The sequence below is a fragment of the Bhargavaea sp. GQ12 genome (assembly GCF_059758705.1).
The window spans coordinates 60607-76685 of sequence record NZ_JCAXEU010000015.1; the positions used below are offsets into that span (position 1 = coordinate 60607).

Here is a 16079-nt window from a genome sequence, read left to right on the forward strand (position 1 = left end):
TGAAATTTGTCGTAATCTGTTTGTTATTCATGTAAATCGGAACTAAAAATCCAGCTGACATAGAAATAGGCAGCTATGAAAAGCTCTCTGCCTACCATAGCTGCCTAACCTGAAAAAATGCATCTTTATCTAATCTCAGACGGATTTCTTCCGGTATATTGTTTGAATTGCCTGCTGAAATAATGAAGATCCCGGTATCCAAGAGCATGGGCTGCTTCCGTGACAGTCAGACCCGTAAAATGCAATAGGTGTTCTGCCCGTTTGATCCTGCAGTGGACAACATAAGACTTTACTGTATGCCCGATAATCTGCTTGAACTTTTGGGAGAAATACCGTTCCGACAAGTGTGCCCGCTCAGCAAGGCTCTCAACCGTATGAGGTTCACCCGGGTGTTGTTGGATATAGTTCGCAATCTCCCTGATCGTTTCAGCCAGCCTTCTGCTGCTTATGTCCTGTTCATCCTGCGATTCACAATGTTCTTCTCTAAGCAGATGGATCATGAGTTGCTTCAGAATCAGCTTTCCCTCGATTTCGGCTCCGTATGTCTTCACCAAAAACAGACGGACATACCTGCTCAATAAAGATTCAAAGCTGATCTGGTCAGCCAGTATCCGATGAGAACCCGGAATCAGCCGGGGTTCGTTGACAAGATCAAAATGAATATAGGTCAGAACAAAAGGGTTTTGTGGATTATGAATGGCTTCAGTATCATCGCCAGGACAAAACAGGAAGCAATGCCCTTTTCCCACCTTATAGGACTTTTTGTTCAATACCACTGTTCCTTCACCGCTCCATACATAAAACAGATCATAATTCGGCATGGGATGGTCTCGTTTCTTCCATTTCCAATCTGGCTCGCAGTGAATGGTTGCGAGTGCCGGCTTCAGCAAAAAGTCATCTGGATTTAAATTAAGCATCCCATTCCTCCCAAAAATATCAGCCTGCCTGCTGTTTTCAGATCGACTTGACGTGTTTCTGGTCTGCTGTTTGATCTGGGTTGATTGAAATTCTAATTGACCATTTGTTTTTCTATTATAATATTAAAATCAAATTACTATCAAATCAGAAAGCATATATACAAACTTCAGTATCTTTATGATCAATAAAATGTCATCACATTATTAAGAAAGACTCCGGTAAATAACCGGAGTCCCCATTTCGCCACTGATAATCGTATTATTCTACTGTAACGGACTTGGCCAGATTGCGTGGCTTATCGACGTCACATCCACGGTGAAGAGCTGCGTAGTAGCTGATAAGCTGGAGCGGAATCACAGAAACAAGAGGTGTAAGCATCGGATGAACAGCCGGGATCACGATTCGGTCGCCTTCCTCTTCTATTCCTTCCATCGAGATGATGCACGACTTGGCACCGCGGGCTCCGACTTCTTTGACATTTCCCCGGATATTTGGGCTGACGGCTTCCTGAGTGGCCAGTGCAAAAACAGGCGTGCCTTCTTCGATGAGGGCAATGGTCCCGTGCTTTAATTCCCCTCCTGCGAATCCTTCCGCTTGGATATAGGAAATTTCCTTGAGCTTGAGCGCTCCTTCCAGGCTGACGTGATAATCAAGGCCACGTCCGATAAAGAATGCATTCCGGCTCAGTTCAAGGAAGTCGAAGGAGAGACCTTCCATTTCTTCTTTCCTTACGATCATCGTCTGGACGGCATTCGCAGCGATGCCCAGCTCCTGGATCAGGTCAAAACCGATCTCTTTGCCTTTCGCTTCAGCAGCAAGACTTGCAAGAATTGCGAGTACCGCAACCTGGGCGGTATAGGCTTTAGTCGAAGCCACCGCGATTTCAGGACCGGCATGAAGCAGGACCGTGTGATCCGCTTCGCGAGACAGGGTCGAACCAGGAACATTCGTCACAGTAAGGGACGGATGTCCGAGTTCCTTAACCTTGACGAGAACTTGTCGGCTGTCTGCCGTCTCCCCCGATTGGGAGATGAAGACGAACAGTGGCTTTTCAGACAGGAGCGGCATGTTGTAGCCGAATTCACTGGAGATATGGACTTCGGTTGGGACACCCGCCAGCTTTTCAAAGTATTCCTTCCCGACAAGACCTGCATGGTAGCTTGTTCCGGCAGCGATGACATAAATCCTGTCGGCACCGTTAATCGCTTCGAGTGTTTCCTGCTCGAGGCTGAGATTTCCGTTTTCATCCTGATAGGCCTGTATGATCTTCCTTAGAACAGCAGGCTGTTCGTCGATTTCCTTCAGCATGTAGTGCGGATAGGTACCTTTCTCAATATCAGAAGCATCCAATTCGGCTGTATACGCCTCCCGGCTGACTGTCTCTCCGGATATCGTGCGGATCCGTACATTGTCTTTCGTAACGATTACCATTTCTCCGTCATGCAGCTCGACAAACTGGTCAGTGACCTGAAGCATCGCCATCGCATCGGATGCGACTACATTAAATCCTTCTCCAAGACCGACGAGAAGCGGTGATTTGTTTTTGGCGACAAAGATCGTGTCCGGCTCTTCTTCATCAAGCAGGGCGATTGCATATGAACCGTGAAGCATACCAAGCGCCTCACCGAACGCCTCTTCCGTTGCCATTCCTTCAAAGACAAACTTGGCGATCAGCTGGACGATGATTTCTGTATCGGTATCCGAAACCAGCTGAACATCTGCCAGTTCCTGACGGCGGAGCTTTTCATAGTTCTCGATGACTCCGTTGTGGACGAGAGTGAAACGGCCGGATACGTCTTGGTGGGGGTGAGCGTTTTTCACATTCGGCACACCGTGAGTCGCCCAGCGGGTGTGGCCGATTCCGGTCTGGGCCTCAGTGGAATCATCCACGATGCTTCGCAGGTCGGCGATCCGTCCCTTGGATTTAAAGAGCGATATCCCCTCTTCGTTGGCTACGGCGATTCCCGCAGAATCATAACCGCGGTATTCCAGCTTTTCCAGCCCTCTCAACAGAATTTCCTTGGCATCCAATTCACCGATATAGCCTACAATTCCGCACATATTCAATTCCTCCAATTATCAGTCAAAGTCAAATAAGCGTCCTGTTTACCGTTTATAAAACGGCCAGTGGGCGCTGTTCGTGCAAGTTGGATTGATTCCGCACGAGCAGGCAATTCCTGCTCCCGTATGCGGAGAATGATGCCTGCTTTCCCCTCTGTGTCACACAATCGCTTGTGTGTTTTGCTGGAAAGCATGACAACCGGACATCACGGTCGGGAGGCATCCGCCGAATTGTCGATGAACCTCCACCTCGTCTGCTGGGACTGTGTTCTGATTTCCCCAGCTCAGGCGCTTTTGATTGTTTTCCGATTTTGGCGTGTCTCCGGCCCTCCTTCGCCTTATTACTGCTTTTGTAATGTATTATACGGAAAGTGCTGTTGTCAATTACCTTTTCCTTCAAAATCATTATTTTTATTGCAGAATTCGCTCTGTCCAGTATGAAAAGACGAGCGATACAGAAACTTGCAGTAATTTACCATATTTACGAAACTTTCCGGAACCATAACCGTTAATGATTAGGAGGGATTCTTAAGAACTTATGTAGGCTATACCACATACCCGATTTCCCGAATCCACAATCCGAAACCATAAGAGTCTTTGATACGTGGCTAAAAACTGATAGTGATTGAATTGGAGGAGAAGGAATGGGTTCATATAACGAACAAATCAGACGCGCTAAAAAAAACGGGCTTACCGGTAACATGGTGACTGTTTCCAGATGGAAACTGATTTTGTCGACGCTCACAATAGCATTGATGATCGTGCCGACAAGCTATATGCTGACTTTCGCCTATTACGCATTCGGTACGAAGTCCACCACCCTTATGGATACTGCCAGTAAAGTCCTTTACCTGACGGAACCGAACACCTCTCTCGAAGAAATGGAATTCGAAATGGATTTCTCTCTGTTTTCGATGGATTTGTCATTTGACCAATATAAACAGGTCGGAAGCGAACATTCCCCTGTACGCCATTATGATCTCCATTTTGTACTGAATGAACTTGAGGATAAGGTAATGACCTCGGACCTGGAAAGAACACCGCCAAAATACCCTACACAAACCAATCAGTGGCTTGTTCATCCCGCGCAGGGCATGCCTGAGTTTAACAGCGGACAGGAATGGAAGGTCCTTGAAGGACTTCCCGACGAAACGGTTGTCGAGGCCTACTTATCATTTAATGATCTCTATAAGGTGATTGATATCAGAAAAGAGCTGCCCGGCATTGATGTTCTCTGGGCAGCGATCTATACGGGAACTGAAGATGAGATGTTGAGTGCGGATGGTGATGTCGTTTCTCCGCTCGGTTACCCGGTACAGCCTGACCAGACATACTGGTCGCCTTTCCGGGATTCAATGTCACACGAAGAGACGTTCCTGCAGCTGCTCAAGGAACTTCAGCCGTACGAGGAACTTGCAGCAGAAGTATCATCTCATAAAAACCTGGAACTCCAGGAACGAATTGAATTTATCGAACAAAATGGCTTCGCCGCATACGGTGCGGTGATCACCGGACCCAAGCAGGAGGTCGAAGCATTAAAAGATTCGCAACTGATCCGACATATGAAACTGGGTGAGGTGAAATTATGGAATTGGACAAAGTAAAGATCTTATCATTCCGGGTACTTGGATGGTTCAGTGTTATCATGGGAATCGTTGCGTTGGCACTGCTGAACATATCCATGTTGTCCGGTTATGATCTCTCATTCATGGAACAGCTGTCATTCTGGATTTCCGCCATACTTATCTCGGGCCTGATTGCGCTTTTCGGCAGAAATAGCCGGTCACTCGGACTATGGGGTCTTGGAATAGCTGTCTACCTGGGAATCTTCACCGCCGTCATCTTTATTCTTGGATGGGTCATTGTGCCTTTCCCTTAATCCGAACACGTTGGACATATCGAAAAAATAAAGAGACTGCAGATCCGGCTGAGGCATTCCTCTTCCGAATCTGCAGTCTTTACCGTTATATGGACTTCCTCTCCTGCGTTTTAGATCTTTCTGATGACGGCTCTCACCGGGCTCCCGTCAGCTCCATGAATGGCGAGCGGCAACGCGATAAATTCGTAATCCCCCGGTTCCACATCAGCCAGCATCAAGTTCTCGACGATATGGATGCCGTTGTCTCCAAGCGAGTGATGGGTCTGCAGTTCCTTGCTGTCCGTCCGGTCCACCGACGGGACATCAATTCCGAGAAGGAAAACCCCTATAGACTTCAAATACGGGCCGATATCGGGCCGCAGTTCGATAAACGACTCCGGGAAAACAAGCGGATTGTTAGTTTTCGATGTTTTCAGGAGAAGACGCCCCACTCCTTCCAAGTCGTAGCCTTCCAGTTCGGTCTGCCCAAGTGATGTGTACCTGGTCACATCGATAATCCTTGCTTTGCCGATATATGTGTTTACGTCCAGTTCGTGGAGTTTTTTGCCCGCCCCGTCAAAATGGAATGGTGCGTCCGCATGGGTACCCATATGCAGGCTCGTCCGGATCTCCCCAATGTTGACCGAGCCGCTCTGCTCCTTCGTCACCCCAAGAGCAAAACGAAAAGGCGTGTCTCCCGGCCAATGCGCCATGTCGTTCGTGAGGGGTTGTGTAATATCAATCCATCTGTTTTTCTGCATCCCTCTTCTCCCCTTTTCAGAGTGTCGTTCTCAAATCCCAAAGTTCCGGGAAGAACCGGTGGTCAAGTACTTGCCTCAAGTAACCGACACCGGACGACCCTCCCGTCCCTTTCTTGAATCCGATGATGCGCTCCACTGTTTTCATATGACGGAACCGCCACTGTTGAAGCCAGTCTTCCACATCGACCATTTTTTCCGCCAGCTGGTACAAATCCCAGTAACGGCCGACATCCCGGTAGACCTCTTCCCAAGCCGCCGCGACAGTCGGATCTCCTGCATACACAACCGAATAGTCCCTGTCCAGCAGGTTCTGATTGATCGGGAAACCGGCCCTGGAAAGTGCCCCGATGGCAGCATCATAGAGACCTGGTTCCACATAAGCCTTTTTTAGTTCATGGTGGACCTGAACATCTTTTTCATAGATTTTCAGTATGGCTTCCGACTTGTATCCTAGTGCGAACTCGATCAGCCGGTATTGGTAGGACTGGAAACCGGAAGCACGTCCCAGACTGTCCCGAAATTCCAGGTATTCTGCCGGAGTCATGGTTGACAGCACATCCCATGACTGGATGATCTGCGATTGGATCTTCGAGACACGTGCCAGCTTTTTGAACGCAGGCTGCATGTCGTCTTTTCCGATGTCTTCAATGGCAGATTTGAGTTCATGGAGGATCAGCTTCATCCAGAGCTCGCTCACCTGATGGATAATGATAAAAAGCATCTCATCATGATGACCGGACAAACGGTTCTGTGCAGATAGCACTTTGTCCAATGACAGGTATTCCCCGTAGGTCATCGTTTCCCTGAAATCCGTGTGAATGTCTTTTTCCTGTTCAAGTGCCTTTTTCAGGTCTGAAATCTTTTTGGGCATATTCCGCCCCTCCTTAATCAGGCGACGATGCCGCGTTTGTTTTCAAATTTCTTGTATGCTTCCTCTTCCATGATCTTCTTCAGGATCCGGATGGTCTCGCAGACATCCTCAAACGAGTTATAGAGTGCAACAGGTGCGAGCCGTATGCCCTTCGGCGCCCTGAAATCCGGGATGACGCCTTCCGCCTTTAGGGCACTGCAGATGCGTGCAGCCTCGTCATGTTCCAGGAAGACGTGGCCTCCTCTGCGTGCATCATCATCCGGGTTAGCCAATTGAAAGCCATATCCATCCAGTTCCTCATCGATCAGATCCATCATGAACCGCGTCAGCTTAAGTGATTTTTCACGGAGCTGCCCGAGACCCGCTTCCTCAAACAGATCAAGCGAACCGGCAAGAGGTGCCATGCTGAAGATGTTCGGTGTGCCTACCTGAAAAGCGCCTGCATGCGCTGCAGGGGTCATGTCATGTTCCATGTCGAACTGCTTTTCCTTGTCGGATCCGAACCATCCGGCGAGACCGGGAGCCGTACCGAAATGGCGTTCATGGATAAACAAACCACCTGTGGATCCCGGACCGCCGTTAAGGTATTTATACGTGCACCAAAAAGCAAAATCGGCTCCCCAGTCATGCAGCGAATGCTCCATTGCACCGACCGAATGGCAAAGGTCAAATCCGATCAAGATACCATAACGGTGCGCGGCTTCCGTGAGCTTCGGCATATCAAGGATTTGGCCGCTCCGGTATAATACCGACGGTAAAATCGCAACGGCGATTTCATCCGACATCTCACTGATGATGTTCTCTTCCTCGATCAGGTGGCCGTCCCGGCTTTTCACGCTGATCAGATGTTCCTCCGGATCCAGCCCATGGAGGTCCAGCTGGCTTTTAATCGCGTAAATATCGCTCGGAAAATTAAGTTCATCCGCCAGGATCTTCGTCCTCTTCCCTTCAGGCCGGAAAAATGTCGCCAGGATCTGATGAAGATTAGACGTGGTCGACCCGGTCACGATGACCTCCTCTGCCTTCGCCCCTACAAACGGTGCCATTTTGGCCGAAAGCTCTTCCGGAAGATAGAACCATGGACGGTCTCCACCCGTCCAGCCGTTGATGCCGTGCGCCTTCCATGAATCCATCAGGCCGATCAGCGCCTGCTCTGCCCGACGGGACATCAGGCCCAGCGAATTACCATCCATATAAATCGTTTCCGGCTGTATGTAAAATTCCTGACGGAAATGCTGCAGGCTGTCCTGTCGGTCAAGCTCTCTAGCCTCTTCCAAACTATTTTGCCCCATCTCACGACCTCCTCTGCTATTTATTCCGACTGTACGGCAATGTCCCGGACCATGCAAGCGCTTTCTAATAACAAGGTTATTTTTCACCCATATAAATGTTGTAGAATCTTTAGATAATTACCGTGTGATTTGGCTTCGGGCGTGTTAGAATAAAGCCATTCAATTTTCAAAAAAGGTCGTGTTATAAATGCCAGCTACAAATGAACGGACAAAACTGCTGCACGTGGAGGATATCCTCATCGCCTACCAGAAGCTGAAGGAAGTCGTCGCGCACACCCCTCTTCAGCTAAATAAACGGCTCTCCGAAAAGTACAACTGCCGGTTGTACATCAAGCGCGAAGACCTTCAGCACGTCCGGTCATTCAAGCTCCGGGGCGCTTTTTACAAGATCAAATCAGTCGAGAAAGAAGCCCGGGAAAAAGGTGTTGTCTGTGCAAGTGCGGGAAATCATGCACAAGGTGTCGCTTTTGCCTGTGCGGAACTCGGAATCGATGGCAAGATCTTCATGCCGCAGACTACACCAAAACAGAAAATCAATCAGGTGAAAATGTTCGGCCGCGACCAGGTCGAAATCATCCTGACAGGTGACACGTTCGATGAATCGTCTGCACAGGCATTGGCCTATAAGGAAGAACACGGCCAGCTGTTCATCCACCCGTTTGATGATCCCGTACTGATCGCCGGCCAGGGTACCGTCGCAGTCGAGATCCTGAACGACATCGAAGAGCCTGCCGACTTCGTCTTCGCCTCGATCGGCGGAGGCGGCCTGATGTCCGGACTCTCCACCTATATGAAAAATGTCTCTCCACAGACAAAAATGATCGGTGTCGAGCCTGCTGGTGCAGCCAGCATGAAAGCTTCCATTGAGAGCGGACAGGTCACTCCGCTCGATTCCATCGACAAGTTCGTCGACGGGGCTGCCGTGCAGACACCGGGAACGCTCACTTATGAACTCTGCAGCGAATACGTCGATGATATCCTTTCCGTTCCGGAGGGCAAGGTGTGCACGGCCATCCTCGATCTTTACAATGAGCATGCCATCGTGGCAGAGCCTGCAGGTGCGCTGCCGATCGCGGCACTCGATTATTACCGGGAAGAGATCCAGGGGAAAACAGTCGTCTGCGTAATCAGCGGCGGCAACAATGATATCAGCCGGATGCAGGAAATCAGGGAGAAATCTCTGATCCACGAAGGGCTGCTGCACTACTTCATCCTCGACTTCCCGCAGCGCGCGGGAGCGCTCCGTCAGTTCCTGGACAGTGTACTCGGTCCTGACGATGACATCACAACATTTGAATACACTAAGAAAAACAACAAAGAAAGCGGACCGGCGCTTGTCGGCGTCGAGATCAAGCACCGTGAAGACTACGCCGGGCTGGTTGAACGCATGAATGCCCTCGGATTCCCATTCAAAGAACTGAACAAAGACAGCTACCTTTTCGGTCTGCTGATCTGACCCGCTCCCCCGGCTGTCCGGGGGAGTTTTCGTTTGTGCCGATTGAACCGGGTGGGATGATATCGGTATAGTAGAGCCATTGAAGGAGAGATGCCCATGTCACCAGGAAATCAGGAATGGATCCGCGTTTTTGGCGCGAAAGAAAATAACCTGAAGGACGTATCCGTCGATATCCCCAAAAAGCGGATCACCGTTTTTACCGGTGTGTCAGGTTCCGGGAAGAGCTCACTCTGCCTGGACACGATCGCAGCGGAATCCAGACGCGAACTCAATGAGACCTTCCCGAGTTTTGTCCAGCAGTATCTCCCAAAGTACGGAAGGCCTCGGGTCAGCGGGATTGAGAACCTGCCGGTAACGATTGTCCTGGATCAGAAAAAGCCAGCACAGAATTCCCGGTCGACTGTCGGGACCTATACAGATATCTACGCCCAGCTGCGGCTTCTTTATTCGCGCGCCGGGCGTCCGTTCATCGGCTACTCGGACGCCTTTTCCTTTAACCACCCATCCGGCATGTGCCCGAGATGTGAGGGGATCGGTGAAGTGACAGACCTCGACGTGCATCGGCTGATCGATTTCGACAAGTCCCTGAATGACGAAGGCGTGATCAATTTCCCGGCCTTCACCACCGGCGCCTGGCGGTGGAAGCGTTATGCATACAGCGGCCTGTTCGACCTCGACAAGAAAATCCGGGATTACTCGCCTGAGGAATTGGAACTGTTCCTATACTCTCCTCAGATCAAACTCAAAAACCCGCCGGATAACTGGCCCAAATCCGCCAAATTCGAAGGCATCGTCCCCCGCATGTACCGGAGCGTCATCACACAGAAAGAGGGCAAGCGCCACCAGAAGCTGCTAGACCGGATGGTGACGACCTATGAATGTCCGGAATGCAACGGCACTCGGGTCAATGAAAAAGTGCGGAGCTGCAAAATCAACGAAAAGAGTATTGCTGATGTCGTAGCGATGCCAATCGACGAGACCATTCTATTTATCAGGTCGATCACCGACCCGGTTACGGACGAACTCAAAAAAGAGTTGGAACTCCGGCTTGGCGCTCTCGTCGACATCGGCCTCGGTTACCTGACGCTCAGCCGCGGCGTCAGCACCTTGTCCGGTGGTGAGGCCCAGCGGACCAAGATAGCCAAATACATCAACTCCGCTCTGACCGACATGGTCTATGTGTTCGACGAACCGAGCGCAGGACTGCATCACTCGGACATCAGGCGCCTGAGTAAGTCCCTTATGGAACTGCGGGACCACGGCAACACCGTCCTGATCGTCGAACACCATCCTGAAATCATCAAACTGGCGGATCATATCATCGACATGGGGCCCTTTGCCGGAGAACATGGAGGTGAAGTGGTATTCACTGGCAGCTATCCGGAACTCCTGGAGGCAGACACACTGACCGGCCGTTCTATGCGGCAGTCCGTTCCGTTAAATACTAGCCCCAGGCCGCCTTCCAATTGGCACCGCCTCGGACAGGTTTCGCTGCACAACCTGGATCATATAACAGTTGATCTTCCTCTTGGGGTCCTCGCTGTAGTCTCCGGTGTGGCCGGATCCGGCAAAAGTTCACTGATGAAGTTATTTGAGCAGGATTGGTCAGGTCCGATTGTCTCCATCAGTCAAAGAGCGATAGGAGCCACGTCCCGCTCCACGCCCGCGACCTATCTGGATATATCCGATGACATCCGGAAACGGTTTGCCAAAGGAACTGGTGCATCTGCTTCCCTGTTCAGTTTTAATTCCAAGGGGGCCTGCCCGGCGTGCGGGGGCAAGGGCATCATCGTGACCGGCATGCACTTCATGGATCCGATCGAGACGGTTTGTGAAGTGTGCGATGGCACACGATATGCGCCTGAGGTCCTTCAGTATCGGGTAGACGGACAGTCGATTGCGGACGTGATGGGAATGTCGGTAAAAGAAGCGATCAGTTTCTTCAAGAACGAACCGTTCACTGAACAGCTCATCTCGCTTGATCGTGTCGGGCTCGGCTATATCAGGCTGAACCAATCAATGTCGACCCTTTCAGGCGGTGAGCTGCAGCGGGTGAAGCTGGCAGCTCATCTTCAGGAAAAAGGGACTGTTTTCATCATGGATGAACCGACTGAAGGTCTTCATCCCGACGATACCCGCAAACTGATGGATCTGTTTCATCAGCTCGTCGATGAAGGCAACAGCCTTTTTGTTATCGAGCACCGGCTGAGCGTCATCAAACAGGCGGATTATCTGATCGAACTCGGTCCCGGAGGAGGCAATGCCGGCGGCAAGATTCTCTTCACAGGGACGCCCGAGGAAATGCTGGAAAGTTCCTGTTCTGTCACCCGGACATATGTCGAGGAAAGTCTTAAGCAATGATTGGCGACATACAGAAAAATCGGACCTTCCGGAAACAGAAGGTCCGATTTATTTTGTTTACATCAGGCCGACTGCATGTCCCTCGCGGTCGACATCCATCCGCATAGCAGCCGGCTCCTTAGGCAGGCCCGGCATGGTCATGATATCTCCGGTCAGGCAGACGATGAAACCGGCCCCAAGTTTCGGGATCAGTTCACGAATCGTAATTTCAAAGCCTTCCGGGCGGCCGAGAACCGTTGGATCATCAGTGAATGAGTACTGGGTCTTGGCCATGCAGACAGGCAGGATGTCCCATCCCCGTTTTTTGATATCCGCCAGTTGCTTTTGGGCACGTTCCGTAAAGCGAACACCCGATCCGCCATAAACCTTAGTCACGATGGCTTCCACTTTCTTCTCGAATGCATCCAGTTCATCATAGATCGGGGCAAACTTGTTGGCCTTGCCGATTTCCTCCAGAACGAGCCTTGCCACATCAGTTCCCCCTTCTCCGCCGCGTGCCCAAACATCGGCAACCGCCGCCTTGACACCGATTTCCCTGCAAAAACCGAGGACGGCATCCATCTCCTCTTCCGTATCGGTGATAAATCGGTTCAGAGCCACCACTGGCTCGATTCCGAATGATCGGATCGTATCGATATGCTTCGCGAGGTTAGGAAGTCCTTTTGCTACAGCAGATGCATCCGGAACAGAGAGGTCTGTTTTTGGGACACCGCCATGCATTTTCAAGGCCCGGACCGTTGCGACGATGACAGCCGCATCCGGCTTAAAGTCACCCTGGCGAGCTTTGATGTCCATGAATTTTTCAGCTCCCAGATCGGAACCGAAGCCGGCTTCCGTTACGACGATGTCAGCGAGTTTTCTTGCTGTCTGCGTGGCTGCCAGGGAGTTGCAGCCATGTGCGATGTTGGCGAACGGACCGCCGTGGATCAGCGCAGGCGTACCGCCGATTGTCTGGACGAGGTTCGGCTTGAATGCCTCTTTCAGCAGAAGGGTCAATGCCCCTTCCGCACCGAGATCACGGACGGCCACCGGTTCTCTGCCATACGTATATCCGATGACGATGCGGGCAAGCCGTTCCTTCAGGTCATCCAGAGACTTTGCCAGGCAGAAGACGGCCATGATTTCGGATGCCACGGTGATATCGAATCCATCCTCCCGGGGAACTCCGCCGGACGGCCCGCCGAGCCCGACAGTCACATGACGGAGCGCGCGGTCGTTCATATCCAGTACGCGCTTCCAGGTGATTCTTCGCGGATCAATGCCGAGCACGTTACCCTGATGCAAATGGTTGTCGATCAGCGCGGACAGTGCATTGTTCGCCGTGGTAATAGCGTGGATATCCCCCGTAAAATGAAGGTTGATGTCCTCCATCGGCAGCACTTGCGAATACCCTCCGCCTGCAGCCCCACCTTTCATCCCCATGACCGGGCCCAGAGACGGTTCACGAAGAGCAACCATCGTTTTCTCGCCAAGCAAACCGAATGCATCAGCCAGCCCCACAGTCACAGTCGATTTCCCTTCTCCTGCAGGAGTCGGGCTGATTGCCGTTACAAGCACTACTTTGCCGTCCGCCTCAGCAGCGGAAAGCTTGTCCACATCGATTTTCCCTTTGTAGCGGCCGTATGGTTCCAGAGCCTCTTCCGGGATACCGGCAGTCTCGGCGATCTCATTGATTGGCTTCATCACGGCCCTGCTTGCGATTTCCAGGTCTGTCAGCGGTGCAGGTGTCGTCGTTTTCATCACGCTCTCCCCCTCGGGTTCTTGGTGTCTTTATTATACTGCCCGTAAAGCTCGCGCCATCTTCAGACTTCTTACAAAAGAGTGACACCGATACTTTTATGCGAGCATGAACTATGTAAAACAGAAAGGATGATTCCGTTCGAATTGCCAGTTCAAATTGTTTCTCATCCGATCCGCATAGCTTCACCCAAAGTCGATGTGGTGTATCCGCAGGTGACCGGTCTTGCCAACCCGGCAGCACAGTCAGCAATCAATCTGCAGATCATCACTGAATTCACGAGACTCATGCAGGAACTCGGTTACGGGAATGAGAACCTTGTCGAGATGACGGGATACTACGAAGTGAAGACAAACGAACGTGGCGTACTGAGTCTCCTTCTTGTCGTGTATTCTTTCACAGGCGGAGCTCACGGGCTCACAATTGCCAAAGGATTGACCTTTGATATCCACACCGGGCAGCGTTATCGTTTGTCAGACCTTTTTAAGCCTGATAGCAATTATCGGAATGTACTTTCCGAAATGATCGGGGAAATGATCACAGAGTGGGAAGTGCCTGTGCTCGAACCATTCGAATCGATTTCCTCTGATCAGGATTTCTATCTGGCCGACCACTCACTCACTGTGTTTTTCCAGCTTTACGAACTCACCCCTTACGTTTATGGTTTCCCTTATTTTCCGATTCCGCTTAAATCATTGGAATCCATCATTGAAGAACCTGGTCCGGCAGCAGCACTTCTGCCATTTTAAAAAGCTACGGTCCCGATTTGGGACTGGAGCTTTTTCTTCAAAAAATATTTTTGTACCAGGCGGCAGCCGCCTGAATCTCTGACTGGGTCAGTTGGTGGCCAAAGTTCTCCCAATGGATATCTACATCGGCACCTGCCCCTTCCAGCAGACTCGCCAGATCTTTTGCTTCATCCATCGGACAGATGGGATCGTTGGTCCCGGCACCGATAAAGACGGATGTTCCTTCAAGAGAAGGCATCTCTTTGTCCCGGACAGGCACCATCGGATGGTGGAGTATTGCGCCTTTTAAGGCATCACTGTAATGGAACATCAGACTTGCAGCAATGTTGGCTCCGTTAGAATAGCCGACCGCGATCACGTTGCCTCGATCAAACCCATAATCTTCCGCGGCCTTGCCGATGAAAGCATTGAGATCTTCCGTCCGGCGGACCAGGTCTTCAAGATCAAATACGCCTTCCGCGAGCCTTCTGAAAAACCTCGGCATGCCATTTTCAAGAACTTCACCGCGGACACTCAGGATGCCGGCATCCGGATCGATGAAGTTGCCGATCGGGAGGAGATCATTTTCAGTTCCGCCAGTTCCATGGAGAAGCAGAAGTGTCGGCTTTCCGGACTTGCCTTCTTTATAGATATGCTTCAATCGAATTCCCTCTTTCCTTATCTCGAATTAAAGATATTCTAACAGGATTTTTCAATCATTGAAAGGCGGAACACTTATGATTGTAAAAACACAAAAATATATACTCGAAATGTTTACACCAAATCTCTCCGGGTATATAACCTGTACAAGGCGAACACCGCTTATCGCATCGGTGCTTGATGCTGATGGCGGAGAACTGCACAGCCTTGTCGGAAAATTTGCTTCATGGACGAAGTTCTTTCTCGTCAGCGCCGTGTGATCCTAGCTTTGACGGACGTATCATCCGCAAGACGAATCATCAGAAGGATGATGGATCATGGAAACCAGGAGGACAATTAAATAGGCGGAATAAGCAAGTATCTGCCTAGCAACAATTGACCGGAGAAATTCCGGGCAACTATGCAATGGACTCAGGGGATGGTAGAAGATGGACATCGGGAGGACACAAGAAAACCCGCCCAAACGGGCATAGTTTTCAGCAATGAACGGCCGGAGACGATTCCGGACAATCTTTGCATGTGACCTGGGAGATGGTACCAATGGAAACCCGGAGGACGTCCGACAGAATCCGCGGCGATCAGTAAGTTTTTTGTGAAAGTGCATTTGAAGCCTGACTGCAATATTGGTGGTCGTTGTTTTTGACACCTTTGACGGAAAGGCGACGGCAGTTTGGCCGCTCACCTGCAAACGACGGGATGGATTTTAATCTTCGTCAGCAGCAGTTAAGTAGATCTGCAAATTTTCCGTGTACTGGGAAACCGCCCGATCAATGGATCGGGCGGTTTCTCCTTTTAAATTATTTCTGAAGGAAGCTTTCTGGCATGACCACAGCCACCACTTCTCCGGTCGCACACACATCACCGTCCGCGCTGACTTCAGTGATCACTTTGAATTTTTTCGGATGTATCTCTTCCACCCTTCCGGTTGCTTTCAGCAACTTTCCGTGTGGAGTCGGCTTCCTGAAGTCAACATGAAGTGAGGCTGTTACGAATCTGGGTGGGGCTTCCCCGTCACCGGGTTCAAACCCATTTTTCCGGTGAAGTGCCAGTGAAGCAGAGCCAGTGCCGTGACAATCGATAAGAGAAGCGATTACTCCCCCGTAAACGAATCCCGGAAGTGCCAGTTCATCTCCGGCGGGATCATAATAAGTCACTGTCATTTCCCCGTCCCATCCTGTGCGGAAATGATGACCGTTTGCATTTCGCCTTCCACAGCCGTAGCACCATGCAAAATCATCCGGATACTCATCCTGGATCGCGTTGACGACTTTCATTTCCTGTACCATCTGAACCCCTCCTGTATCACCTGTCTCTCTTTCCTACTTTCGTCATCTTTTGCGCAATTCCTCCATCCTTAAAATTGTTAAGGAACCGA

At 50.7% G+C, this 16079-nt stretch carries 14 protein-coding genes; 6 read left to right on the top strand and 8 right to left on the bottom strand.

Features of this window, described 5'->3' with window-relative positions; genetic code table 11:
- Positions 1–125 precede the first annotated feature (125 nt).
- Together AC6CHQ_RS12875 and glmS are read right to left on the bottom strand one after the other, a co-directional pair.
- Positions 126–917 (bottom strand): helix-turn-helix domain-containing protein, encoded by a 792-nt coding sequence (locus tag AC6CHQ_RS12875; protein ID WP_498081687.1) that lies wholly within the window; start codon positions 915–917, stop codon positions 126–128.
- 259 nt (positions 918–1176) lie between these two features.
- On the bottom strand, positions 1177–2979 hold the full coding sequence (glmS, locus tag AC6CHQ_RS12880) for a glutamine--fructose-6-phosphate transaminase (isomerizing) (RefSeq protein WP_251238452.1): 1803 nt from the start codon (positions 2977–2979) through the stop codon (positions 1177–1179).
- Between the two features lie 644 nt (positions 2980–3623).
- Here glmS and AC6CHQ_RS12885 point away from each other — a divergent pair.
- Both AC6CHQ_RS12885 and AC6CHQ_RS12890 read left to right on the top strand, forming a co-directional pair.
- Positions 3624–4583 carry an anti sigma factor C-terminal domain-containing protein gene (locus AC6CHQ_RS12885; RefSeq protein WP_498081688.1) on the top strand — a complete coding sequence of 320 codons (960 nt, stop codon included), beginning with the start codon at positions 3624–3626 and terminating at the stop codon, positions 4581–4583.
- Positions 4565–4858 carry a hypothetical protein gene (locus tag AC6CHQ_RS12890; RefSeq protein ID WP_498081689.1) on the top strand — a complete coding sequence of 98 codons (294 nt, stop codon included), beginning with the start codon at positions 4565–4567 and terminating at the stop codon, positions 4856–4858. Before AC6CHQ_RS12885 ends, AC6CHQ_RS12890 begins: the two co-directional genes overlap by 19 nt.
- A 110-nt stretch (positions 4859–4968) precedes the next feature.
- Here the strand turns inward: AC6CHQ_RS12890 and kynB are convergent, their stop codons facing one another.
- Genes kynB through kynU form a run of 3 tightly spaced genes read right to left on the bottom strand, consistent with a single transcriptional unit; the run spans position 4969 to position 7761 of the window.
- The gene (gene kynB / locus AC6CHQ_RS12895) at positions 4969–5598 is read right to left on the bottom strand and encodes an arylformamidase (protein ID WP_498081690.1); all 630 of its coding nucleotides are present in this window, start codon (positions 5596–5598) and stop codon (positions 4969–4971) included.
- A 16-nt stretch (positions 5599–5614) separates the two neighbouring features.
- Positions 5615–6469 (bottom strand): tryptophan 2,3-dioxygenase, encoded by an 855-nt coding sequence (gene kynA / locus AC6CHQ_RS12900; protein ID WP_498081691.1) that lies wholly within the window; start codon positions 6467–6469, stop codon positions 5615–5617.
- Between the two features lie 17 nt (positions 6470–6486).
- Complete coding sequence (kynU, locus tag AC6CHQ_RS12905) at positions 6487–7761, bottom strand: kynureninase (RefSeq protein ID WP_498081692.1); 1275 nt, start codon at positions 7759–7761, stop codon at positions 6487–6489.
- A gap of 187 nt (positions 7762–7948) precedes the next feature.
- On the opposite strand from kynU, the gene ilvA reads away from it, so the two are divergent.
- Together ilvA and AC6CHQ_RS12915 are read left to right on the top strand one after the other, a co-directional pair.
- Positions 7949–9217, top strand: coding sequence for a threonine ammonia-lyase IlvA (ilvA, locus tag AC6CHQ_RS12910; protein WP_498081693.1), 1269 nt, complete (start codon positions 7949–7951; stop codon positions 9215–9217).
- Between the two features lie 96 nt (positions 9218–9313).
- Positions 9314–11578, top strand: coding sequence for an ATP-binding cassette domain-containing protein (locus tag AC6CHQ_RS12915; protein ID WP_498081694.1), 2265 nt, complete (start codon positions 9314–9316; stop codon positions 11576–11578).
- A 57-nt stretch (positions 11579–11635) separates the two neighbouring features.
- Here the strand turns inward: AC6CHQ_RS12915 and AC6CHQ_RS12920 are convergent, their stop codons facing one another.
- The gene (locus AC6CHQ_RS12920; protein WP_498081695.1) at positions 11636–13318 is read right to left on the bottom strand and encodes a formate--tetrahydrofolate ligase; all 1683 of its coding nucleotides are present in this window, start codon (positions 13316–13318) and stop codon (positions 11636–11638) included.
- Positions 13319–13462: 144 nt separating this feature from the next.
- On the opposite strand from AC6CHQ_RS12920, the gene AC6CHQ_RS12925 reads away from it, so the two are divergent.
- Entirely contained in the window at positions 13463–14065 is a 603-nt protein-coding gene (locus AC6CHQ_RS12925; RefSeq protein ID WP_498081696.1) for a DUF3298 and DUF4163 domain-containing protein, read from the top strand.
- A 37-nt stretch (positions 14066–14102) separates the two neighbouring features.
- Here AC6CHQ_RS12925 and AC6CHQ_RS12930 read toward each other — a convergent pair whose 3' ends face one another.
- The gene (locus AC6CHQ_RS12930) at positions 14103–14705 is read right to left on the bottom strand and encodes an alpha/beta hydrolase (RefSeq protein ID WP_498081697.1); all 603 of its coding nucleotides are present in this window, start codon (positions 14703–14705) and stop codon (positions 14103–14105) included.
- Between the two features lie 76 nt (positions 14706–14781).
- On the opposite strand from AC6CHQ_RS12930, the gene AC6CHQ_RS12935 reads away from it, so the two are divergent.
- The gene (locus AC6CHQ_RS12935) at positions 14782–14964 is read left to right on the top strand and encodes a hypothetical protein (RefSeq protein WP_498081698.1); all 183 of its coding nucleotides are present in this window, start codon (positions 14782–14784) and stop codon (positions 14962–14964) included.
- A 537-nt stretch (positions 14965–15501) separates the two neighbouring features.
- On the opposite strand, the gene AC6CHQ_RS12940 is transcribed toward AC6CHQ_RS12935, so the two are convergent.
- Positions 15502–15990 carry a PaaI family thioesterase gene (locus tag AC6CHQ_RS12940; protein WP_498081699.1) on the bottom strand — a complete coding sequence of 163 codons (489 nt, stop codon included), beginning with the start codon at positions 15988–15990 and terminating at the stop codon, positions 15502–15504.
- Positions 15991–16079: the final 89 nt, after the last annotated feature.